General features: G+C 54.1%; 24 protein-coding genes. All 24 read left to right on the top strand.

The features are described 5' to 3' along the window. The first annotated feature begins 26 nt into the window (after positions 1–26). Positions 27–248: a hypothetical protein gene (locus BU251_RS00990; RefSeq protein ID WP_128699047.1), complete on the top strand. Its 222-nt coding sequence runs from the start codon at positions 27–29 to the stop codon at positions 246–248. A 118-nt stretch (positions 249–366) separates the two neighbouring features. Further along, the gene (locus BU251_RS00995) at positions 367–615 is read left to right on the top strand and encodes a hypothetical protein (protein WP_128699048.1); all 249 of its coding nucleotides are present in this window, start codon (positions 367–369) and stop codon (positions 613–615) included. Between the two features lie 217 nt (positions 616–832). Beyond that, on the top strand, positions 833–1,144 hold the full coding sequence (locus BU251_RS01000) for a hypothetical protein (RefSeq protein WP_128699049.1): 312 nt from the start codon (positions 833–835) through the stop codon (positions 1,142–1,144). 162 nt (positions 1,145–1,306) lie between these two features. After that, positions 1,307–2,239, top strand: coding sequence for a GSU2086 family protein (locus BU251_RS01005; RefSeq protein WP_228767821.1), 933 nt, complete (start codon positions 1,307–1,309; stop codon positions 2,237–2,239). A 15-nt stretch (positions 2,240–2,254) separates the two neighbouring features. Continuing rightward, a complete protein-coding gene (gene rfaE1, locus BU251_RS01010; protein WP_128699051.1) occupies positions 2,255–3,268 on the top strand; it encodes a D-glycero-beta-D-manno-heptose-7-phosphate kinase in 1,014 nt (337 codons plus the stop codon). 79 nt (positions 3,269–3,347) lie between these two features. After that, positions 3,348–4,097, top strand: coding sequence for a 3-deoxy-manno-octulosonate cytidylyltransferase (gene kdsB, locus BU251_RS01015; RefSeq protein WP_128700929.1), 750 nt, complete (start codon positions 3,348–3,350; stop codon positions 4,095–4,097). Between the two features lie 106 nt (positions 4,098–4,203). Continuing rightward, entirely contained in the window at positions 4,204–5,046 is an 843-nt protein-coding gene (kdsA, locus tag BU251_RS01020) for a 3-deoxy-8-phosphooctulonate synthase (protein ID WP_128699052.1), read from the top strand. 9 nt (positions 5,047–5,055) lie between these two features. Continuing rightward, on the top strand, positions 5,056–6,015 hold the full coding sequence (locus tag BU251_RS01025) for a KpsF/GutQ family sugar-phosphate isomerase (RefSeq protein ID WP_128699053.1): 960 nt from the start codon (positions 5,056–5,058) through the stop codon (positions 6,013–6,015). A 153-nt stretch (positions 6,016–6,168) separates the two neighbouring features. Further along, complete coding sequence (locus tag BU251_RS01030; protein WP_228767822.1) at positions 6,169–6,753, top strand: KdsC family phosphatase; 585 nt, start codon at positions 6,169–6,171, stop codon at positions 6,751–6,753. Then, positions 6,753–7,661, top strand: coding sequence for an LPS export ABC transporter periplasmic protein LptC (lptC, locus tag BU251_RS01035; protein WP_128699054.1), 909 nt, complete (start codon positions 6,753–6,755; stop codon positions 7,659–7,661). The genes BU251_RS01030 and lptC overlap by 1 nt, the downstream gene beginning before the upstream one ends. Beyond that, on the top strand, positions 7,648–8,370 hold the full coding sequence (gene lptB, locus BU251_RS01040; RefSeq protein ID WP_128699055.1) for an LPS export ABC transporter ATP-binding protein: 723 nt from the start codon (positions 7,648–7,650) through the stop codon (positions 8,368–8,370). Before lptC ends, lptB begins: the two co-directional genes overlap by 14 nt. Positions 8,371–8,402: 32 nt before the next feature. Further along, positions 8,403–9,272, top strand: a complete 870-nt coding sequence (locus tag BU251_RS01045) for a trigger factor (RefSeq protein WP_128699056.1) — start codon at positions 8,403–8,405, stop codon at positions 9,270–9,272. A gap of 165 nt (positions 9,273–9,437) precedes the next feature. Then, positions 9,438–10,022, top strand: a complete 585-nt coding sequence (clpP, locus tag BU251_RS01050; protein ID WP_128700931.1) for an ATP-dependent Clp endopeptidase proteolytic subunit ClpP — start codon at positions 9,438–9,440, stop codon at positions 10,020–10,022. A 180-nt stretch (positions 10,023–10,202) separates the two neighbouring features. Next, positions 10,203–11,339, top strand: coding sequence for a pyridoxal-phosphate-dependent aminotransferase family protein (locus tag BU251_RS01055; RefSeq protein WP_128699057.1), 1,137 nt, complete (start codon positions 10,203–10,205; stop codon positions 11,337–11,339). 45 nt (positions 11,340–11,384) lie between these two features. After that, positions 11,385–12,971 carry a phosphoglycerate dehydrogenase gene (gene serA / locus BU251_RS01060; RefSeq protein ID WP_128699058.1) on the top strand — a complete coding sequence of 529 codons (1,587 nt, stop codon included), beginning with the start codon at positions 11,385–11,387 and terminating at the stop codon, positions 12,969–12,971. A gap of 127 nt (positions 12,972–13,098) precedes the next feature. Continuing rightward, positions 13,099–14,907, top strand: coding sequence for a hypothetical protein (locus BU251_RS01065; RefSeq protein WP_128699059.1), 1,809 nt, complete (start codon positions 13,099–13,101; stop codon positions 14,905–14,907). A 7-nt stretch (positions 14,908–14,914) separates the two neighbouring features. Continuing rightward, positions 14,915–16,165 (top strand): homocitrate synthase/isopropylmalate synthase family protein, encoded by a 1,251-nt coding sequence (locus BU251_RS01070; protein WP_128699060.1) that lies wholly within the window; start codon positions 14,915–14,917, stop codon positions 16,163–16,165. Between the two features lie 134 nt (positions 16,166–16,299). Continuing rightward, entirely contained in the window at positions 16,300–17,571 is a 1,272-nt protein-coding gene (locus BU251_RS01075; RefSeq protein WP_128699061.1) for an adenylosuccinate synthase, read from the top strand. A gap of 252 nt (positions 17,572–17,823) precedes the next feature. Continuing rightward, a complete protein-coding gene (locus BU251_RS01080) occupies positions 17,824–18,483 on the top strand; it encodes an OmpA/MotB family protein (RefSeq protein WP_128699062.1) in 660 nt (219 codons plus the stop codon). Positions 18,484–18,662: 179 nt separating this feature from the next. Beyond that, positions 18,663–19,013 (top strand): hypothetical protein, encoded by a 351-nt coding sequence (locus BU251_RS01085; protein WP_128699063.1) that lies wholly within the window; start codon positions 18,663–18,665, stop codon positions 19,011–19,013. A gap of 95 nt (positions 19,014–19,108) precedes the next feature. Continuing rightward, positions 19,109–20,173 carry a DUF4912 domain-containing protein gene (locus BU251_RS01090; protein WP_128699064.1) on the top strand — a complete coding sequence of 355 codons (1,065 nt, stop codon included), beginning with the start codon at positions 19,109–19,111 and terminating at the stop codon, positions 20,171–20,173. Positions 20,174–20,448: 275 nt separating this feature from the next. Then, a complete protein-coding gene (locus BU251_RS01095) occupies positions 20,449–22,026 on the top strand; it encodes a glycoside hydrolase family 57 protein (RefSeq protein ID WP_128699065.1) in 1,578 nt (525 codons plus the stop codon). Between the two features lie 243 nt (positions 22,027–22,269). Continuing rightward, the gene (locus BU251_RS01100; RefSeq protein ID WP_128699066.1) at positions 22,270–22,983 is read left to right on the top strand and encodes an isoprenyl transferase; all 714 of its coding nucleotides are present in this window, start codon (positions 22,270–22,272) and stop codon (positions 22,981–22,983) included. Then, the gene (locus BU251_RS01105) at positions 22,976–23,809 is read left to right on the top strand and encodes a phosphatidate cytidylyltransferase (RefSeq protein ID WP_128699067.1); all 834 of its coding nucleotides are present in this window, start codon (positions 22,976–22,978) and stop codon (positions 23,807–23,809) included. Before BU251_RS01100 ends, BU251_RS01105 begins: the two co-directional genes overlap by 8 nt. The last annotated feature ends 28 nt before the right edge of the window (positions 23,810–23,837 follow it).

Here is a 23,837-nt window from a genome sequence, read left to right on the forward strand (position 1 = left end):
GTAATGGGCAAAATCAAGGAGGTCGTATGAAACAGATGAAGGTCAGCGCAGTGGTGGCATTGGCGGTGACGGTTCTGGCAGTTGTGACGGCGTTCGCATTCAGTTTTGCCAATATGTCTTATCAGGCCGAGCTTGCCAGGCTCAAAAAGCTCAACGTTGAATATCAGAAGACCCTGGAGAGCTATAAGATCGTGTTGGATAATATCCGTATGCAGCTTGAGCAGGTTAAGCCGGCGGCAGCAAAATAGGGATTTGAAAAAAGTTTTTCCGGCCGGATAGGGCTGGTTTTATCCCGGCCTTGGCCGAAGGCCGAGACGTGCGGTTGTCGCCGTCGGGTTTCAGGTGCCGAAAAAGAAGGAGGGGAGCATGAAGATAAAAGGGTTGGTGCTGGCTATCACAATTATTGTTGTTTTCATCGCGGGAGTTGGGGTTGGCGACTGGCTTGCCTCTGCGGGTTACCAGTCTTTGATCGCCCGCATGCAGGGCCAGGAGATGATCTTGAAGGCGGAAGTTGAGAAATACAAGAATGTGATCCGTGATATCAGCGCTACCGTGGTCAAGGCCATGCCTGCGGAAAAGGTTTCGCAGGAAGCGGGGGCGGCGAAGGGTCGTTAGACATATTTTAATCCCGTTTGCCAGAATTCCCTGCCCGCTTGGGCAGGCGAGGCTGGGCCCGTGGATTGGTTTTGTCTTGCAGACAAAACCATGGCGGAGCGGGACGTCGCCCCGCGGGCGAATCAAAAAGGACCCACGGGCCTGCCCTAGGCAAAGCCAGGGCGAGCCCGTGGGGCTCCAGGAACTTATCCACAAAAAAAGGGGGGGGTGAATCCTTATGCGGTCGATCCTGATGATGCTTGGAGTCATGTTTATGTCGGCGGGCTGCGCCAATATCTGCGAATTCGGGCGTTCGTCCGATGAGACCAAAAGAGTTAATTGCTACGGACTCATGGAACAGGCCAAAGTGGGCATGATGCAGGCTGAAGTCCAAAAGAAGATAGGGTATCCCGATATACGGCGCTACGACATCAGTTATATGGGCAAGATGTATGATGAGGCCTGGATCTACAAGTTGAATTCGCCGCCGACGATCCTGTATTTCAAAAATGGGGTTCTTCAAAAGAAGGACTACGATTATTCGCAATAGTTTTTTTGGAAAAATCGTACGGCAGGCGCCTGATTCGGTGGTCTGTAAGCCTATCATGAGGAAGAGGATGGGGTTGTCCTTTGCCGGACAAACATATGTTGACCGCTCCGGCACCCATTGGTATAATTAACTCTTCTAATAAATGGGTTGATGCTGTGTTTTATGGACATATCCAAGCTTAAAACCTATTCCATAAACGCAAGAAAGAGTAAGGTTGATAAATCCTTTTTGGCCAGGCCGTTGCCTGCAAAGGCCGGATTCCGCTCTTTTTTAAATTCGCTTCCTAACCTTTTGAAAGCAAAAGAGTTAAGGGAAATTGTTGCCGCTATCGTCTGCGCGCGCAAGAAGAAAAAGCCTGTTCTTTTGATGATGGGGGCGCATGTCGTCAAGTGCGGCCTGAGCCCTCTGGTTGTCGAGTTCCTGAAAAAAGGTATTTTCACGTCGGTTTCAACGAACGGCGCCGGCATCATCCATGATTTCGAATTGGCATATTGCGGCCGCACATCCGAAGACGTCGCCTGCACCATTAAAGACGGCAGCTTCGGCATGGCGCGCCAGACGGCAGAGTTCCTCAACGGTGCCATCGCCGATGGGGCTGACAAGGGCTTAGGATTGGGTGCGTCTGTCGGAAGATGGATCGAGGCAGAGAAGCTTCGTTACAGGAAGTTGAGCATCGCCGCGGCATGTTTTCGTCTCGGGCGGCTCCTGAGCGTTCACGTGGCCCTGGGGACGGATATCATCCATCAGCATCCTTCTTGCGACGGCGCCCGGACCGGAGAGGCCACTTTGCGTGATTTTCGCAGCCTGACGGAAGAGGTGGCGCGGCTCGACGGAGGCGGTGTTGTTGTGAATTTCGGGTCTGCCGTCATCCTGCCCGAGGTTTTTTTGAAGGCCCTGAGCGTTGCGCGCAACCTCACGGGCAGGGTCCGCGATTTCACGACAGTCAATTTCGACATGAATTTTCATTACCGGCCGCATCAGAACATCGTGACAAGACCATTGGACGGCTGCGGCCGCGGTTATTATATCCTGGGACATCACGAGATCATGATGCCGCTTTTGTTCCAGGCGATCACGGAGGCCGGCACCATCTGAAAGGGACATGGTTCTATGGCGTTGCTGACTCACGAAAAGCTTAAAAAGATTCTCGGCGGATTTTCTTCGTCGCGGATCATGGTTATCGGCGATTTGATCCTGGATGAATACATCTGGGGCAAGGCGGAGCGCATTTCGCCCGAGGCCCCTGTGCCCGTTGTCTGGGCGCAGCGCCAGTCTTTCATGCCCGGCGGCGCCTCCAATGTCGCCAATAACCTGGCGGCGCTGGGCGCCAAGGTATTTCTGTGTGGAGTGGTGGGAGAGGACAGGAATGGGGATACCCTTTTGGACCTGTTGCGTCAAAAAGGGGTGGTTTGCGATGGGGTGATCGCCGACGCCGCAAGGCGCACGACGGTCAAGACGCGCATCATCGCCGCCCATCAACAGATGGTGCGCCTGGACTGGGAGAATACGGAACATCTTGCCTTGGATCGGCTGCGGCACATCGTGGCCATGGTGGAAGAGAAGATCCCGCAGGTCGATGGATTGATCATTGAAGATTACGGTAAGGGTCTGATCGGGCCGTATCTGTTGAAGCGCATCATCTCTTCGGCCAGAAGGCACGGCAAGATCATTACCGTCGATCCCAAGATAGAACATTTCCGCTATTACAAGGGCGTGACGGCGTTGACGCCGAATGAAAAAGAGGCTTCTGCGGGCGCCGGCATCTCCATCAAGACGGACGAAGACATCGATCGCATCGGCAGGAAGCTGTTTAGGACCCTTCGGTGCGAGGGGGTCTTGGTGACCCTTGGAGAAAAAGGCATGAAGCTTTTTTCCGGCGCCGGGCACAACCGCGCCCCCGTGCATATCCCGACCGTGGCCCAGGAGGTTTTCGACGTCTCCGGTGCGGGCGATACGGTCATCTCTGTCTTTACGCTGGCGTTGTCGCGCGGCGTCTCTATGGTTGAAGCGGCCAAGATCGCCAACGTCGCCGCCGGCGTGGTCGTCGGTAAAGTCGGCGTAGCCGTTGTCGCCAAGGAAGAGATTCTCGAGGCGTGGAGGCGGTTGAGAGGAAAGTTGTTATGAATTTTGCCGGGTTTTGTGACAGGCGTTTTTGCAAAAACGAGGATTTGTCCGACGATATATGCATGGAGGGCTTGACAGGATGAATGCCATCGGCGTGATCCCTGCGCGTTACGCATCCGTCCGTTTTGAAGGCAAGATCCTGGCGGATATTCTGGGCAGACCCATGATCCAGCATGTATGGGAGAATGCCAGGCGGGCCAGGTCACTTGACGAGGTGGTCGTGGCGTGCGATGACGAAAGGATCAAGGGGGCTGTCGAGGCTTTCGGCGGCAAGGCCGTCATGACGGCCAAGGCCCACACCAGCGGCACCGAGCGCATCGCAGAGGTGGTCGCCGACCTGGACGTTAAGGTCGTTGTCAATATCCAGGGAGATGAACCATTGGTTCATCCTTCCATGATCGACGACGTGGCCTATGCCCTTTTGAACGTCCCCGAACAGAATTGTGCCACGGTCTGCAAGCGCATCGAACGTGAAGAAGAGATCGCCGACCCGAACGTCGTCAAGGTCGTGATGAACAAAAAACATCAGGCGCTGTATTTTTCTCGTTGTCCCATCCCGTTCGTGCGCGAAGAAGAGCCCGGCATGCGCGTTCATTACAAACATATCGGCATTTACGGTTATACCAAGGATTTTCTTTATACCTATAAAAATCTTCCCGTATCGAAATTGGAAAAGCTTGAGAAGCTTGAACAGCTCCGGATTTTGGAGAATGGATATTCCATCCGAATCGTAGAGACGAAATTCGAGACGATCGGCGTCGACACCCGGGAGGATCTGGAGAAGGTCAAACAGTGGCTCTTGCTTCGAAGCAAGATCGAGGTCGAATGAAGGCACAGCTTACGCGGCGAAGCGCCTAACTTGTGTCGTCATTAAATTCGCGCAGTGATTTATGTCACGATTGTTCCATAAGCCGCGCGCTCATTGAAGGATAATCATGAAAACGCGTAAAGTGAGCATCGGCGCCGTCGAGATCGGCGGCGGGCTGCCGCTGGTCCTTTTGGCCGGGCCGTGTGTCATCGAATCCGAGAAGGCCGTGATGACAGAGGCCGAGCGTCTGAAGGCCGTTTGTCGCCAGGCGGGCATTCCCTTGGTTTTTAAATCCAGCTACGATAAGGCCAACCGGACGTCGTTGTCGTCTTTTCGGGGGCCGGGGATCCGTCAGGGCTTGAAGGTCCTGCAGCGCGTCAAGAAGACATTCGGCATCCCGGTTTTAAGCGATGTCCACAGCGCCGACGAGGCCAAGGCCGCAGGCGAAGTCCTGGATTGCCTGCAGATCCCGGCTTTCCTGTGCCGGCAGACCGATATTCTCGTTGCGGCAGCCAGGACGAAGAAGGCCATCAACATTAAAAAAGGGCAGTTCCTTGCGCCGTGGAATATGGATGAGGTCATCAAGAAGATCGTCTCCAGCGGGAACCGCAAGATCCTTCTGACGGAGCGGGGCGTTTCTTTCGGTTATAACAATCTGGTCGTGGATTTCCGGAGCCTGGCGATCATGCGTCAACTGGGATATCCGGTGATCTTTGACGCTACGCACAGCGTTCAGCTCCCGGGCGGCCGCGGCACATCGAGCGGAGGGGAGAAAAAATATGTCGCCGCCCTGTCGAGGGCCGCGGTGGCGTTCGGCTGTGACGGTCTGTTTTTGGAGGTCCACCAGAGGCCGGAAAAGGCCCTCTGTGATGGCCCCAATATGCTGTCTTTATCGGAATTGCCGCGTCTTCTGGAGACGGTCCGTGAGATCGGCCGTCTCGCCGACGGGGCCCGCAAGACCAACGAATAGGACCAAACGATGCATGGGAAGGAAGCGAGAAAAGTTTTAAAGATCGAAGCCGAGGCTGTCGGGGCCCTCATACGCCGGATCGACAAAAAGTTCGATGAGGCGATTGGGCTTTTAAGCGAATGCCGCGGCCGCGTCATTGTGACAGGCATGGGCAAAGGCGGTCTGGTCGGCCAGAAGATATCGGCCACCCTTTCTTCGACAGGAACACCAAGCCTGTTTTTGCATTCCGCCGAGGCGATTCACGGCGATCTGGGGCGTGTCACCAAGGAAGATGTTGTCCTGGCGATTTCCAACAGCGGCGAGACCGAAGAGGTGGTCCGGCTCCTGCCTTTGATCAAAAAGATCGGTGTACGGCTCATTGCCTTGACGGGGAATCCCCGTTCGACCCTGGGCCGCCACAGCGATGTGACGCTGGATGTTTCCGTCAAAAAAGAGGCTTGTCCTTTGGGATTGGCGCCGACGGCTTCCACGACGGCGACGCTGGCCATGGGCGACGCCATAGCCGTTTGTCTGCTGAAAAAAAAGGGATTCCGCCAAGAGGATTTCGCCTTTTATCATCCCGGCGGAGCGTTGGGAAAGAGGCTCCTTTTGAAGGTCGAAGATATCATGCGCCGGGGCGCTGCCAATCCCGTCGTGAAAGAGGATGCGCTTGTGCGCGACGTCCTCCTGAAGATCACGGAGGCGCGTGCAGGTGCCGCCAGCGTTGTCGACAAATCCGGCCAACTGACGGGGATCTTTACTGACGGAGACCTGCGCCGTCATGTGGAATCGGACAAGCATTTGGTGGTCAGGAAGGTCAAGGATGTCATGACGAAGGCCCCGGTGACGATCCCCAAGGACCATCTTGCCAGTGAAGCCCTCAGGATCCTCAAGGACAGGAGGATCGACGAGGTGCCGATCGTCGATGCCAAACACCGCCCTATCGGGATGCTGGATGTGCAGGATTTGCTCAAGGCGGGGCTGGTCTAAAAACAGTCAACCCATATTCCCCGGCCTTGCCCGAAGGGGCAGGCCGGGGGGGTAGGCCGGGGCTTGTTTCGGGTACCTCTAAGCGGCCACAACACTCTCCGCTCTAAAGGGCGGAGCTTTACCGCGCAGAGTTAACGGGGAGGCGGGTTACGGATGTCTGGGTTAGAAATCAGTGCCGAAATACCTCTCATGATTTCGAAAAAACTCCGGGATAAATTTAAAAAGATCAAGCTGCTGTTGTTGGATGTGGACGGCGTTCTGACGGATGGCCGTATCATTTACGACAGCGAAGGGCGCGACGCCAAATGTTTCGATGTTCACGACGGGCTGGGCGTGGCCCTCTTGGCGCGCATGGGGATCAAGACGATCCTTGTGACAGCCAAGGGGTCGGGGTGCCTGGCGCATCGCGCCAAAGACATGCGCGCGGAGGCGGTCTATAGGATGGACAGGAATAATAGCGCAGGTCACATTGCTAAGACCGAGGCGTACGCGAAGATATTGAAGAAATACGGCCTGCGGCATGAAAATATCTGTTTCGTCGGGGACGACCTTGTCGATCTCTGCGTTTTAAACATATGCGGTTTGCCGGTAGCGACGCGTAACGCCGTGGCCGAGGTCAGACGGGCCGCTGTCTATGTCACGCGGCATCCCGGAGGCCGCGGCGCCGTGCGCGAGATCGCGGAACTCATCCTGAGATCACAAGGTCGGTGGCAAGAGGCAGTAGAAAAATTCCTGTGATGGCCAGAATATCCATTTTATGCTTGGCGCTGGTTGTCTCCATGTCCTCGGCGGCTTTTGGCTTCGCGGCGGATTCCAAAAATCCATCTACCAGCGAGCCTCAGCAGATGGAAGATTTCAATATCGCCGGCTACGACGGGAAAGGACAAAAGACGTGGGAGGTGCAGGGCGCTTCCATGGATATGGCCGGTAATGACGTCAAGGTTTCCGACATCACGGCCCATCTTTACGGGAACGAGAGGAACAAAGAAAACATGGTGCTGACCGCCGATCGCGGCCAATTCGACAGGGCGACGGGCAAAGTCCGCCTGGAAGACAATGTGCGCGCCGTGACGGATACCGGCGCGGAATTGACGACGAGCGTCTTGGATTGGTCGCAGAAAGACCAAGTCATCTCTTCGGACGAGAAGGTCAATATTTCCCGGGACAATGTGACGGCGATAGGCGAAGGATTGGAAGCCAAATCCGACATGAAAGTGGCAAAGCTTGAGAAAGACGTCGTCGTGACGATGCAAGGAAACGGACAGGCGTCATCGGCGACCAAGACCCAGGGGGCGGCAGAGACCAAATCGAGCGGGCCGGGGAAAATGACGATCACCTGTGACGGGCCGATGGAGTTGGATTACGAACACCAGGTGGCGACTTTTGAGAAGAATGTGCAGGTGACCGGCGACGAAGACCAGGGGTCGATGGTGTCGGACAAGATGACCATTTATTTCAGCAGCCAGACCAAGCAGATCGACAGGATCGTGGCCGAAGGCCACGTCAAGATCACGCGTGACGGGAATACGTCTTACAGCGATTCGGCCGTCTTCACTGCGGCGGACAGGAGGGTCGTCTTGACAGGGCGGCCGCACCTGGAAATCTTCACCGAAGAAGGCAGCGGGTTGTCCCATGTATCTCCTTGAAGCCAAAGGACTGGTCAAGAGTTATCATCATCGCCGTGTCGTCGACAACGTCAACCTCGTCGTCAAGCGCGGTGAAATCGTCGGTCTCCTGGGACCGAACGGCGCCGGCAAGACGACGACATTCTACATGATCGTCGGCATCATCCCTCCGGAGGACGGCCAGATCATTTTTGACAACAATGACATCACGCGTGTGCCGATCCATGCGAGGGCCCATTTCGGTATCGGCTATCTCGCGCAGGAGAGCTCGGTTTTTCGCAAGCTTACCGTTGAAGAGAACATCATGGCGATCCTGGAGACCCTGCCCATCTCTTTCAGGGAGCGCAAGAAGAGATTGGATCAATTGCTGGCGGAGCTCAAGATCGCACATTTGAAAAAGCACAAGGCTTATACGCTTTCCGGAGGCGAGCGCCGGCGCCTGGAGATCACCCGGGCGCTGGTGACGAATCCGTCGTTCATCCTGCTGGATGAACCCTTTTCCGGTATCGATCCGATCGTCGTGGCCGATGCCCAGCAGATCATCAAGGAATTGAAAGAGAAGGGGCTTGGGGTTTTGTTGACGGACCACAACGTACGCGAGACCCTCTCCATCACGGACAGGGCATACCTGATCGCCCAGGGGCGCATCCTGATCTCCGGGACTGCTTCCGATCTGATCAACGACGCGCGGGCGAGGGAATTGTACTTAGGGGAAAAGTTCAGGATGTAAGGCAGTGACAAAACGATCAAGGGGGCAAATGAATGAAGGCGAAAAAAACAAAGACAAAAGAGAACAAGGTGCTTCTTGACATAGAGGTGGCCCAGGAGCAAGTCAAAAAAAAGTACGATGAGGTTTATGAGAAGATCGGCCAGGAGGCAAAAATCCCCGGTTACAGGCCCGGCAAGGCTCCGCGTCAGATCCTGGAACAACAGCACGGCGCCCTGGCGAGAGACGAAGTGCTCAAGAGCTTGATCACGGAAAGCTATGAACAGACCGTCAAGGACGAGGCGATCGACGTCATCGACCTGCCGCAGATATCGGACGTCAAGCTGGAAGGGGAGGTCCTGACGTACAAGGCCGAGGTGGAGGTCAAGCCCGAGATCGCGATCAAGCAATATAAGGGGCTCAAGCTGAAAAAGCAGGAGATCAAGGTTGAGTCTTCAGACGTCGAAGAGTATCTCAAGCAGCTGAAAAAGGGCAGGTCCGAAGGTCTCTCCGAAGAGAAGCTGGCCAGGGGCCTGGGATACAAGACGAAAGAGGAATTCATCGATTGCATCCAGAAACAGCTGTTTTTGAAAAAAGAGAACGAGGAGCGCGCGCGCCTGGAAAAGGAACTCATCCAGCAGGTATTGAAACAGAGTTCTTTTGTCGTTCCGCAGACGCTCGTCACGCGCCGGGCCCATGAGCTGGAACATGAGGCGGAGCATCAGATGACCAGTTACGGTCTGCCGCCGGAGCGGATCCAGGAAAGGATCAAGGAGTTTGAACCGAAGTTCAAGGCGGAGGCGGAAGAACAGGTCAAGGTTTTTCTTGTTTTAGAGGCCGTCGCAAAGCTCGAGAAGATTCCGGTCGACGATCATGTGCTTAACCGCGTCGTTGAGTTCCTCTTTGCGGAAGCGGAATGGGAATAAAAACAGTGTCAGAGTGTCAAAGTATCATAGTGTCACACTAAAAAAGAGAGTATTGCTATTTCTAAAATTCTTTTATATCAGGAAGCTTTTACTTTGACTCTTTGATACTGTGATACTCTTCATTTTTGTTGTTTTTAAATAGGAGGATTTATGACAAGATCACAAATGCTGGTGCCTATGGTCATCGAGCAGACGGGTCATGTGGAGCGGGCCTATGACATTTATTCGAGGCTGCTCAAGGATCGCATCATCTTTATCGGCACCCCTATCGACGATACCGTCGCCAATCTCGTGATCGCGCAGCTTTTGTTCCTGCAGATGGAAGACGTGACCAAGGATATCAGCGTCTATATCAATTCTCCCGGCGGTTCCGTGACGAGCGGCTTGGCGATCTACGATACGATGCAGTTCGTCAAATGTCCTGTGGCGACCTACTGCGTGGGTCAGGCCGCCAGCATGGGCGCGCTGCTTTTGAGCGCCGGACGCAAGGGGAAACGTTACGCATTGCCCAACTCGCGGATCATGATCCATCAGCCGTGGGGCGGCGTGCAGGGCGCGGCGGCGGATATCTCTATCCAGGCCAAAGAGATATTGAGGCTGCGCGAGATGCTGGAAAATATCCTTTGCAAGCATACCGGCCAGCCGCTCGACCGCATCAAGAAAGATTCCGACCGCGACTACTTTATGTCGTCGGAGGAAGCTCGGGCTTACGGCTTGATTGACGAAGTGATTGTGCCGGCAATGAAGTAGGAGATAAACACCCAAACAATTCTTAAATAACCAAGCTCCAAGATACAATCATCAAACAATAACCAATCACCGGAATCCAATAACCAAATAGTATCGTTGTTTGTTTGATTATGGGTGATTGTGATTTGGAATTTGTTTGGAACTTGTTTCTTGGTTGTTGGTGATTCACAGGAGGGTCCTATGAAAAAAAATTATTTATTGACGCCGGGTCCGACGCCTCTTCCGCCGGAAGTCTGCGAGGCGCTTTCGCGTCCGATCATCCATCACCGCACGCCGCAGTTCCAGACCGTCTTGAAAGAGGTCCAGGAGAGCCTGAAGGCCGCTTTTCAGACCAAGAACGATGTGTTTATCCTGACGTCTTCGGGGACGGGGGCCATGGAATCTGCCGTGGTCAACCTTCTTTCTTGGGGAGACAAGGCCCTGGTGATCCAGGGGGGGAAATTCGGAGAGCGCTGGACGGAGCTGTGTCAGGCCTACGGCGTCAAGCCAATCGTCATCGACGTCGAGTGGGGCAAGGCCCTTGACCCGCAGATCCTTAAGGATTATCTGGCCAAGGAACCGGCGATCAAGGCGGTCTTTTCGACGTTATGCGAGACGTCGACGGGCGTGGCGTTTGATATCAAGGGTTTTGCCCAAGTTACCAAAGAGACCGGCGCCGTTCTTGTCGTGGACGCGATCAGCGGGCTGGGCGCCATCGACCTTCAGATGGATGCATGGGGAGTGGACGTCGTCGTCTCCGGCTCTCAAAAAGGGTTCATGCTGCCGCCGGGGCTGGCGTTCATCTCCGTCAGCAAAAAAGCCTGGAAGCTTGTCGAAGAATCCAAGTGCCCCAAGTATTATTTCGATTTGAAGAGCGCCAAGAAGGCCTGCGACAAGACCGATACGCCGTTTACACCGGCGATCGGCATCGTCATCGCCCTCAACGAAGCGCTCAAGATGATGAAGGCCGAGGGGTTTGAGAACATCTTTGCGCGTCACAAGAAGCTTGCGGATGCCACGCGCGCGGCGATGCCGGCGTTGGGCCTTTCGCTTTTTTCGACGGATGCCGCTTCGGATGCCGTGACGGCTGTCAGGGTCCCCGCGGGCATCGACGGGGAAAAGCTCGTCAAGACCATGCGCGATGAATACGGCGTGACCATGGCCGGAGGCCAGGGGGAGATGAAAGGCAAGCTCTTCAGGGTCGCGCACATGGGTTATATCAGTGAGTTCGACATCATTCTCGGGATCGCCTGTCTGGAGAAGGTGCTGAAGAAGATGGGGCATGCCTTTGAGCTGGGCGCCGGAGTGAAGGCGGCGCAGGAAGTGCTTCTGAAATAGACAAGAGGATTACGACGGTCAGCGGTAGAACAACGGAGAAGTTTTATGTTTAAGATATTGGTGAGCGATGCGTTATCGGAAGAGGGGCTCGGGGTTTTGAAGAGCTCCAAGGATTTTGTCGTCGATGTCAAGACGGGGCTCAAGGCCGATGAATTGAAAGGGATTGTCGGGGACTATGACGCCCTTGTGGTCAGGAGCGCCACGAAAGTGACCGCCGAGGTCATCGAGGCCGGCAAGAAGCTCAAGATCGTCGGCCGCGCAGGCGTGGGGTTGGACAACGTGGACCTGGCGGCGGCGACGGCCAAGGGCATCATCGTCATGAACACGCCGGGCGGCAACACCATATCGACGGCAGAGCATACGATGAGCCTGATTATGTCTTTATCGCGCAATATTCCGCTGGCGGACGCATCCATGAAAAAAAAGGAATGGAAGCGCAAGGATTTTATGGGTGTTGAGCTTTATAACAAGACCATCGGCATCGTCGGCCTGGGCCGTATCGGCATGGAAGTCGCCAAACGGTGCCTCGCTTTCGGGATGCGCGTCAAGGCCTACGATCCGTTTTTGTCCCGCGAGGTGGCTGAGAAGATAGGGGTCGAACTGGGGACCCTGGAAGATGTTTACCGTGCCGCCGATTACATCACCGTGCACGTGCCTCTGACCGAAGAGACCAAGGGCATGATTTCCGACAAAGAAATCGGGATGATGAAGGGCGGCGTCCGCCTGATTAATTGCGCGCGCGGCGGCATCATCGACGAGCAGGCCTTGGCCCGCGGCCTTGAATCCGGAAAAGTCGCCGGCGCTGCGCTGGATGTGTATGTGGAAGAGCCTCCCAAGGATTGCCCGCTGGCCAAATTCGGCGCCAATGTCGTTTTGACGCCGCATCTGGGGGCATCCACCGAAGAGGCGCAGGTGAATGTGGCGATCGAGATCGCGCACCAGATTTCCGACGCCCTCCTGGGCAAAGGGATCCGCAACGCCGCCAATTTCCCGTCCGTCGACCCGGAAACCTATCATGCCTTGCAGCCTTATATCAACCTCTGCGAGAAACTCGGGTCTTTCACAAGCCAGATCGCGCAAGGGGCGTTGACGGAAGTGAACGTGACATATAGCGGCGATATCGCTGCTCACGATACGGCGCCTCTGACCATGGCGTTGATGAAGGGCCTCTTGTCTCCGATGCTTCAGGATACCGTGAATTTCATCAATTCCCTTTCCCTGGCCAAAGACCGCGGCATCCGTACGACGGAACTCAAGTCCCTGCAGTCCGAAGAATTCGTGACCTTGGTATCTCTGGAGATCAAGACCGACAAGGAGACTCATCGCGTTGCCGGAACCCTTTTGTCCAAGAGCGACCCGCGCATCGTCAAGGTGGATGAGTTTTATGTCGAGGCGATCCCGTCGGGCTGCATGCTCCTCATGCAGAATTGGGATAAACCCGGCATCATCGGGAATCTCGGCAAACTGATGGGAGAGCATAATATCAATATCGCGGCGATGTCTTTCGGCCGGGAAAAGCAGGGGGGGCGCGCGATGTCCGTGTTGAACGTCGACAGCTGCGTGAGCGCCGAGCTGCTGGAAAAGGTCAAAAAACAACCGCATATCCTCTCGGCCAAAATCGTCGAGCTGTAATCCTTCGCACCTGCCTGCCTACCGGTAGGCAGGCAGGGAAATCCCCGGGTCCATCCTCTATTCTTCTATATGGAATGAGGAAGGTTTTCTTGGGAGTTAACCGTGTGAGTATCATATAGGAGGACGCATGCCGCGTCTCTTGAAGATCCTCGGCTGTTCGACCGCATATATCGGATTATTATTTATTTTCTCCGGCGCGGCGATCGCTGAAGAACTTAATATTATTTTTACCGGGCAGTCTTTTGCCGCCCTTTATCCTTGCGATTGCCGTGTGGAGCCGGATGGCGGCGTCGCCAGGAGGGCGACCTTGATCCGGGACTTTCGCAAACAGATGAAGAATGTCCTTGTCCTGGAGGCGGGTTCGAGCCTGGCCTCAGGGCCCGATGATGGCAACACGCAAGGGGAAGAGCTGGACAAAAAACGCAGCGGTATCTATCTGGAAGCCGTGAAGCTGATGGCCTATGATGCCATCCTCGTCGACAGACAGGACTTTTCTTTCGGGGAGAAATTTATTGAACCTTATACCAGGAACCTGCCTTTTGTTTCCTCTAATATCGCCGGTTCTTTTGCGCCGTTTATCATCAAGGAGTTCGGCGATTTGCGGGTGGGTATTATCGGGATCACCGAGGCCTCCGCCGTTAAAAAAGGCGCCAGAGATTGGCGGGAGCCGGCTGTGGTTTTGCGCCAGCTCATCCCCGAGCTCAAGAAGAAGGGTGTGGGGATTATTATCCTCCTGAGCGCGCAGACGCCCCAGGAAGATGAGAAGATGCTCAAAGACATCCATGGGGTCGATATTGTGATCAACGGAAGTAAGAACTACGGCTCCGTGACTCCTCGTGAAGTCCAGGGGACGGTTTATCTGCAGACATGGTGGCAGGCCAGAAGAGTGGGGGCCTTGAATCTTAAAATCTCGGACGGGAAGATCAGCCGGGTGGATTTTTCAGTCCCGCCGCTTGTTTCCGGCATTCCCGATGACGGCGCCGTGGCCTTGCTTTTGCCCCAGTGTTTCAAGACGGCCGATTGCCGACGGATGCAGGGATTTTCCGCTTCTTGCCTGAACGGCAGTTCCAAGGAAGCGCGTTGTTCCTATGTGGCGCTGCCGCGCGTGACCTTGACGGTGATCAACCCGAAGGACTGCTTGACGTGCCGCGGCGACGCCGTCATTGCAGATCTCAAAGACATCTGGGGCGACATGAATGTCGTCTCCATTGACGAGAGCGATCCCCAGGCGCAGGCATTTATCAAGGATTTTAACATGAAGATGCTTCCGGCCTATATCTTTCATAAGGACGCCGAACAGAGTGATGCCTTTAAGGCATTCCGTTCCAATCTTGAAGAGAAGAACGGCTATTATAGGATTAAGCCGGCTGTCGCCGGTGTGTCTTATGTCATGGGACGGCAAAGGACATCCCGGACCATCGACGTTTTTTACGATTACCGCTATCCTGCGCTGCGTTCTCTCTTCGAGCTCTTGTCTGCTTTTGCGCATAAGCATCCGGATTTCCAGATCAATTGGCATTTTCTGGCCGTCTTCGATCGTGATAAGGGTTTTATGAACCTGGGGTCTGCGGCGGATATCGAAGAATTCAAGCGCGTGGCCTGTGTCGAGAAATTTTATCCCAAGCGTGTCTTGGACTATTTGATTTGCAGGACCAAACAGGTGGACGCCGGCTGGTGGGATGAGTGCGCCAAAGAGGCGGGAATAGATTCCCGCAAGATCAAATCCTGCGCTTTGTCTGACGAGGGTGCCGCTCTTCTCAAGGAGCGTATCCGCATGACGGAGGAATTGGAAATAGCGTCAGGGCCGACATTTGTTGTTGACAACGTCGAAATTTTTGGTATCGTCAATGTGCCGTCATTGAAAGAGCTTGAAGAGACGGTGATGAGAAAGGATGTTCCGGCAAGAAGAGGTTCGGCGGCCGGAGGAAAGAAGTGAGGTCGTCATGACAAAGAATGGGAGACAAAATAAGATCTATCTCTTGGATGTGACCAACAGGGATGGGGTGCAGACATCGCGCATCTGTCTTTCGAAGCTGCAGAAGACGATGATCAATATCCTCTTGAACAAGATGGGGGTTGCCCAGTCGGAGTTCGGTTTTCCCGTCACGCGCCACGAGGTCAATTACCTTAATGCGAATTTGGAACTGGCCGCGATGGGCGTTATTTCTCCTTTGCGCCTCAGCGGTTGGTTGCGCGCGACGAAGGAAGATGTAACGACGACCTTTCGCAACGTGCCGGGGATCAAGTCTCTCAATCTTTCGATTTCCACATCGGACCAGATGATCATGAACAAATTTAAGGGGAAGCTGGACCATGTCTCCGTCATTCGCGAGATGACAGAAGCCACGCGCCTGGCGCGCGAATTGGGAGCGGAGACGATCGGCGTTAACGCCGAAGATGCCTCCCGTACCCGCATTGAATATCTTATCGAGTTTTCCCTGGCGGCAAAAGCCGCCGGCGCCGACCGTATCCGTTATTGCGACACCCTGGGGTGCGATACGCCTTTTTCGATCTATGAACGTATTCATAAACTGGCGGAGGCGGTGCAGCTCCCCATGGAGATCCATTGCCATAATGACCTGGGAATGGTGGTGGCTAATTCTGTCGCTGGTGCCAAGGCCGCCGTGGACGCCGGTGTTGATACCTATATCAATACCTGCGTGAACGGGATGGGGGAGCGCGCCGGCAATGCCGATCTGGTCAGCTGTATCCTGGCGATCCGTTATGGCGCCGATATGGCGGGCGCGTATGCCTTGGATGAGAAGATTGATTTGAAGAAGGCTTGGAAGATCTGCAAGTATGCCTCCTACGCGTTCGGCGTCTCGATACCCATCAACCAGCCGGGCATCGGCGCCAACGCTTTTGCCCACGAGTCCGGGATCCATGCCGACGGGGCTTTGAAGGACCGGCGCAATTATGAGCTTTATGATTTTGAAGAGCTCGGCCGCGGCGAGCCCGAGATCATCGACACGGGCCGCCAGATCACCGCCGGCGAATACTCCGGCATCAAGGGGTTTCGCAATGTCTATGACAAGATGGAGATCGTTTTCCATGACGATGCCGAAGCGGCCAGGGTCCTGGAGCTCGTGAGGTACGCCAACGTCCATAACCAAAAGCCCCTCGTGGAAGATGAGTTGCGTTTTGTGGCGGAGTATCCGGAGGTCGCCAGAAAAATTTTCACGATGACACCGTAGAAAAAGAGTAAATAGTAGACAGTAGATAGTCGTCAGTAAAAAACAAAATACAAAGACAAAAAAGAAGACACCGTTTCTAAAATTAATAAGTTTTATGGGAACTTTTATTTTTTCTTACTGACTGCCAGGATGATATGAACACTATACTGATCGGGTTGCAATGGGGCGACGAAGGCAAAGGGAAGGTGATCGATATCCTTTCCCGGGATGCCTCTTATGTCGTCAGATACCAGGGGGGCAATAACGCCGGGCACACGGTTGTCGTCAACGGTGATTCTTTTATTTTCCATCTTTTGCCCTCCGGCGTCCTTCATCCGGGCAAAATCTGTGTCATCGGTAACGGCGTGGTCGTGGACCCCGAGGTCCTTTTGGCCGAATTGGATCTTTTGAAGAAGAAGGGGATTGATATGCGGGACCGCCTCAGGATTTCTGAGCAGGCCCATGCGATTTTTCCGTACCACAGGATCCTGGACGGGTTAAGAGAAAAGAAGCGGGCCAACAAGATCGGCACGACGGGCCGGGGCATCGGGCCCTGTTACTCGGATAAGTTTGCCAGGTGCGGTATCCGCATGGGAGACCTTGTGAACAGCCGCACGCTGCGCGAAAAACTCCTGGATAACCTTAATGAAAAAAACGAGATCTTCAAGAAGGTCTTTCGGCATCCGGGATTTTCTTTCGACGACATTTTCGACGCATATGTGTCGTACGGCAGGAAACTCAAAAGTTTCATCTGTGATACGGCGACGCTCCTGAACGAGGCAACGCGCGAAAGGAAATCCATCCTTTTCGAGGGGGCACAAGGGACTTTTCTGGATATCGACTTCGGGACCTATCCTTTTGTCACGTCTTCCAATTCCATTTCGGCGGGGGCGTGCACGGGGACGGGGGTTCCCCCGACGAAGATCGACAAAGTCGTCGGTGTCGTCAAGGCCTATACGACCCGCGTCGGCGAAGGGCCGTTCATTACGGAGTTTCCCCGGGCGTTGGATGAACAGATCCGCTGCAAAGGGCAGGAATTCGGCGCGACCACGGGCCGCCCCAGGCGCTGCGGATGGTTCGACGCCGTCATGGTGCGGCATGCCGTGATGATCAACGGCGCGGATTCTTTGGCCATGATGAAACTCGACGTCCTCGATCACATGAAGACGATCCGGATATGCGTGGCTTATAAATACAAAGGAAAGGTTTTCCGTTTTTTTCCGAACGATCTGGAAGTCATGCAGAAAGCCAGGCCAGTCTATGAGGTCTTCAGCGGCTGGCAAAAGAACACGGCGCATGTCAGGTCTTATAAAGGCTTGCCGCAAAAAGCCAGGGATTATATCGGGGCGGTCGAAGACCTTTGCCGGGCATCCGTCACCATTGTTTCCGTGGGCTCAGGGCGGGAGGCGACGCTGTTTAAGCCGTAGGCAAAGACGTCTTGGGCGGCAGGGAGGGATCCTTGAGGGGCTGGAGTTTCCCGGATGGATTTTTGAACAAGAACTTTGACTTGACGAAAATCAGGAGCCGTGTTATCTTGAGTTTTGCCTCATTTTTTTAAACCGTTAACTTTTTGCCTTAGAATATTTTGCGAATATTTTAAAGAGAGACTCCTCGCCAGAACACTTGTTGATTTTTGCACCGGAAGAACCTAAATTTACGGGTAAAATGAAGGAGGATGTATGTTCCGCCTGAAGAATGGACTTCTTTTGTTGGTCTGCGCGATGTTCTTTTTTGGCGCGGCCGGATGCACGGTTATTTTCCAGAAAGGCCGCCGGTCCGACATGGAAAAGATCAGGGAGCTTCAAGATGAAGTGGACCGCCTGTCCCAGATCCGCGCAGACTTAGAGGAGCAGTTGAAAGGGATCAAGGGCGTAAGCTTGAGCATGGAAGAGAGGGGCCTCGTCATTACTTTCCTCGATGAGGTTCTTTTTGATTCAGGGAAGGCCAAGATCAAGCCGGAAGCTTCTGTTCCCTTGGACAAGGTGGCCTCGGTCATTACCTCAGAGGCATCTGACTTTGATATCGGCATTGAAGGCCATACGGATAACGTGCCCATCAAGTATTCCGGCTGGAAATCCAACTGGGAACTTTCGACGGCGCGCGCGACGAGCGTTTTGCATTATTTGATCGAGAAGGGCGTTTCTCCTTCGCGTCTGGCTGCCATCGGTTACGGTGAATTCAGGCCCGTGGTTTCCAATGATACGGCCGAGGGGCGCAGCAAGAACCGCCGTGTCGAAATCGTTATTCTGCCGCAGCTCCGCAAGGTGGCTCAGGTGCCGCAGCAAGCGGCCCCCGCAGCCGAAGAGCAGATGATGGAGCCGGCCGAAAATTTAAAATGAAGCTGATCCGGAAAAGAAACGGCGGTTTCTTTCCCATGGTCAAGCGAAACCTTGCGTCGCCAGGAACCGTTGTTGGTTCAGGGCGGTGTCCTGAACCAACTGCGGAATGTCGTTGATGGAGCGCTCAGTCTGGTTCAGGGCTGGTGCGGGGTAAGATCAGGAACGGCAGGAAGAGAGATATGAATCTACGCAAGCAGCAGCAACCTGTCATTATTCTGGTCGTGGTGGCTCTTCTGCTCTTTGTGTTTCTTGTCCGGGTGTCGCTGAACCTGAGGAGCTCCAGGCGTAATTTCCGTAATGAGATGGCGCAAAGACTGGATTTGGAAGAAGCGCTTGACGGCATGGAGAAGGAACGCCGGCAAATGGTCTCGGAATTAGAATCGTTGCGCAGCCGTCTCGCCGCGGCATCGAGCGAGATCAAGAGATTATCCGAGGATCTGGAGACAAAGAAAAAAGAAGTTGTCTCGGCGAATGCGACCCTTGAAGTTTTAAAGAGAGAGAAGAAATCCTCTTCTTCCGTTTCTATGTGAGTCCAAGTTGCACAGCCAGTGGGTTTTAAAAAAGGAGGGGGAGATCGTCCTCCTTTTTTTATGATGGATATGATGATTAAGACCGGGGGTGCCTTATGAAGAGCAAGGCCAAAAAAATTCAAAAGACCAAGGCGGCAGCGCCAAAGCCGAAACTGAAAGACAAGCTTAAAAAGGCTTTGTCTTTAAGCGGTATTTCCAAGAAGCAGGTCTTCAAGCGTCCCGGCCGGGCGGCAGGGCGGCCGCCGGTAGCCCAGGAGCAGGGGATCCCCCTGCAAGACATGAAGGTCGAGCAGGCGAAATTCTACACGGGTGTCGTCGGACAGCCGATGTATCAAAAGTCCGTCATGGCAGAACTGGAGCATAAGGAACTCGCCTGGCGTTATGGCGAAGATATCCTGGTGCTGCAGATCCGCGATCCCTGGTGGGCACATGCCTATTGGGACATTTCAGGAAGCACGCTTGAGAGGCTTCACAAGGAACTCGGGCATTCTTTCGGCGACGGCCGTTGGCACCTGCGTTCTTACGATGTCAGTTTCATCAATTTTAACGGCACGAATGCCCATAGGTTTTTCGATACGTCCATCGACGTGGACGCCGGCAACTGGTATCTGAATTTCGGCTCTCCAGGGACTTCCTGGTGCGTGGATTTAGGCCTTCTTCTGCCGGGCGGCCGTTTCGTCACCGTCTTGAGGTCCAATACGGTATCGCTTCCCCTCGACAGTCCGTCTTGGGTGACGGACGAAGAATGGATGATCCCCGAGGATGAGTTCCGTAAGCTCTATGGCATGTCCGTGGGCTTGGGGCCCAACGTGTCAAGCCCTGTCGGCAAGCTCTGGCAGGAACGGCTCAAGAGAGATGTTTCTTCCCGCGGCATCGCATCCATGGGGGTGTCTTCTCCGGTCAAGAAAGGGCAGGTCAAGCTGCCTTTCTGGCTGGTTGTCGATTGCGAACTGATCGTTTACGGCGCGACCGAACCCGATGCCCACGTGACGGTGCAAGGCAAGCCCATCAAGCTCAGGAAAGACGGGACCTTTACATTGCGTTTCGCCCTTCCTGACGGAAGACAGGATATTCCCGTCGTTGCCAAATCCGCCAAGATCGACGAGACCCGCACGATTACACCTGTCGTCACCAGAAAAACGACACGCAATCCCTCATAGGAAGTTTTTCCGTTGTTTGTGGTGTTTTTCGCCGACGAGAGACGTCCCGGCGTCGATGAATAAAATAATAAACATTTTTAACTCGCACAAGGGTATGGCTTACGCAAGCGTCAGTGCGCGTAAGTTATAGGCCCGAATTTGATCCTTGGCATCCATCTCGATGCCAAGGTGAGGTAAGCGTCAAAGATCTCTTTCGCCCGGATAATTTACGTCACTGACCGCCATAAGGCGGTTTTCGTAAATTGTGGGCTCATGAGAAAAACGAGGACAGACGCATGTTTAAAGGCTATCTTTGCATGGTCCTGCACGGGCACCTTCCCTATGTGCGCCATCCCGAGCACGAAGATTTCCTTGAAGAAGACTGGTTTTATGAGGCGATTACCGAGACCTATATTCCTCTGATCGCCATGTTCGAGAGGTTGGAGCGGGACAAGATCAATTTCCGCCTGACCATGTCGGTGACGCCGACCCTCGCCTCCATGCTGACCGACAGCCTTTTGCAAGATCGGTATGTCAAGCATATCAACAGCCTGATTGAGTTGGCGCACAAAGAAGTGGAGAGGACGGCATGGCTTCCGGAATTCCAGAAGCTGGCCGTCATGTATTTGAACCTTTTTGCGCATGCGCGCGACCTCTTCGAACGCTACCATCGCAATCTTGTTTCCGCGTTCAAGCGTTTCCAGGATTCCGGGAATCTCGAAATCATCACGTGCGGCGCGACCCACGGATTTTTCCCTTTGATGGACGTCACCAAGCCTTCCGTGCGTGCCCAGGTCCGGGTGGCGGTCGCCAATTATGAAAAGAACTTCGGCCGCAAGCCACGGGGGATCTGGCTGCCTGAATGCGGCTATCTACCCGGCGATGATGATATTTTGAAAGAAAATGGGATCAAATATTTCTTCGTGGATTCCCATGGCGTTCTCCACGGCACGCCGCGGCCGAAATACGGCGTCTTTGCTCCTGTTTACTGCAAATCCGGTGTGGCGTGTTTTGCCCGGGACATGGAATCTTCCAAACAGGTCTGGTCCAGCGTCGAAGGCTATCCCGGCGATTATTATTACAGGGAATTTTACAGGGATATCGGTTTTGACCTCGATTACGACTATATCCGGCCCTACATCCATCCGGACGGCATCCGCATCAATACGGGGATCAAATATTACCGTATCACCGGACCGGATAACGAAAAGATGCCGTACGATCCGGATGCCGCGCGTGAAAAAGCCGCCGCTCATGCGGGCAATTTCATGTTCAACCGGGAAAAGCAGGTTGAATATCTTTATGAGGCCCTGGGCCGCAAACCCATCATCATCTCTCCCTACGATGCCGAGCTTTACGGGCACTGGTGGTTTGAAGGACCGCAGTGGCTGGAATTCCTGATCCGCAAGGTGGCGTTTGACCAGAAGACGATCCGCATGGTGACCCCGTCGGAGTATCTGGCCGAAAATCCGAGGAACCAGGTACTCACGCCTTCCATGTCGAGCTGGGGATGGAAGGGATATTCGGAAGTCTGGCTGCAGGGGTCCAACGATTGGGTTTATCGTCATTTGCATAAAGCCTCGCGGGTCATGACGGAGATGGTGCGCAGGAACCCGGACGCCGCCGGCATCAAGAGGCGCGCCCTCAATCAGGCCCTTCGGGAATTGCTTCTGGCACAAAGTTCGGACTGGGCCTTCATCATGGCGACAGGAACGCACGTGACTTACGCCCAGCAGCGGACCAAGAACCACCTGTTGCGTTTTTTCAGGATTGTCCAAGATATTGCGGGCGATTCCATTGACGAGGGATTCCTGAAAGAGCTGGAATATAAGGACAATATATTTCCGGAAATCGATTATCGTGTCCATCAATAGACTCCTTCGGAGATAGCGTTTAGCCGTCGGCAGGTGGAAATTCGGCAGCCAGGAACTATCTCCAAGAGGAGTAAGCTATGATGCTGGAAAAGCCTCGCTCTCAGATATTTGGGTGTAAGGCTTTTTTCACATGAGGCCCAGACTTGCGGAATGATAATGACGTAAGCCTGTTGGCCGAATACGATCCGCCAGCGTTCTGCGGCGGATGGATCAGCGAGACCGGACGGATGGAGTCGTATCCACATGAGACATGGCCAACACTCGCTTCACGTCGCGATCATTATGGATGGCAACGGCCGTTGGGCCGCGCGCCGCGGACTGGCGCGCAGCGAGGGCCATCGCCGCGGCATGGCGGTGGTGCGTCAGACCATTAAAGACGCCTTGAGCCTGGGGATCGGATATTTGACGCTCTATGCCTTTTCCAGCGAGAACTGGAAAAGGTCGGAGACAGAGGTCGTTTTTTTGATGCGGATGTGCGAAACCATCCTGGCCGAGGAACTTCCTTTCATGATCAACAATGATATACGGTTCCTGCATGCCGGCCGCAAGGAGGGATTGCCGGAAACACTCAGAGACATGATCGTCAGGGCCGAGGATCTCACGAAAAACAACAAGAAACTCTGGGTGATTCTCGCCTTCAATTATGGCGGCCGCCAGGAGATTGTCGATGCTGTCAGGCATATCGTTGTTGATATTGTCGAGGCTCGCCGCCGGGCCGAAGACATTGACGAGAAGGCCATTGCCGACGCCCTCTATGTCCGCGGTGTTCCCGATCCCGATCTTTTGATCCGCACCTCGGGCGAGATGCGTTTGAGTAATTTTCTCCTGTGGCAGATCTGTTATACGGAGTTCTATGTCACGAACATTCTCTGGCCGGATTTTCGCAAGAGAGATTTTGAGCGTGCCCTAAGAGAGTTCCAGAAACGTCAGCGTCGCTTTGGAGGTGTCCATGATTGAAAGAAGGATTATTTCGGCCGTATCTTTGGGCCTTCTCGCCCTGGCCAGCATCTTCTTCGAGTTTCTTTATGTGGCAACAGTCATCGGGCTTGTGACCCTGGGCCTTTATGAATTTTTCAGCCTGGTCGAGCGCAAGGGGATCCCCATCTACAAGTATTTCGGCACCATCATCGGCATTGTGATCCCCTTGTCCATTTATTTCAAGTTTGAGCTGACAAAGGGCTGGGAACTTCTGTTCGTGATGGCGGCTTTGATCAGCCTCTTTATCCTTCAATTTTCGCGTACACAGAGCGACAATGCCGTTGTCGCAATTTCGACGACCATGTTCGGCATTTTTTATATTTCCTGGCTTTTCAGCTTCATGATCAAGGTCCGCATCCTTGAACACGGCATGGCATTGGCGGGTTGCTTGCTTTTGGTGACCAAGGGGGCGGATATCGGCGCTTTTTTGGTCGGCATCAGGTGGGGTAAACACTCTTTGATCCCTAAGATCAGCCCGAAGAAGACGGTGGAGGGTGTCATCGGAGGCATTGCGTTCGGCGTCTGCGGCGCCTTGGCAAGCAAATCCTTTTTGCCGCCGTGGCCGATCTTTTCTTTTGTGAACCTGGTCCTTTTGGGCATTGTCTTAAGCCTCCTGGGTCTATTGGGAGATTTGTCTGAGTCGTTGATCAAGAGGGACTGCGCCACCAAGGATTCCAGCCACATCCTTCCCGGCATGGGGGGGATCATGGATGTGATCGACAGCCTCCTGTTTACGGCTCCGGCTTTTTATTTTTTCATTCATTATTACACGAGTCGCGCATTTTCCGGACCTACAGTTTTTTAGAGGAAAGAAATAACCAAATCCCAAGAAA

It is taken from the genome of Candidatus Velamenicoccus archaeovorus (assembly GCF_004102945.1).
Taxonomy (GTDB): domain Bacteria; phylum Omnitrophota; class Gorgyraeia; order Velamenicoccales; family Velamenicoccaceae; genus Velamenicoccus; species Velamenicoccus archaeovorus.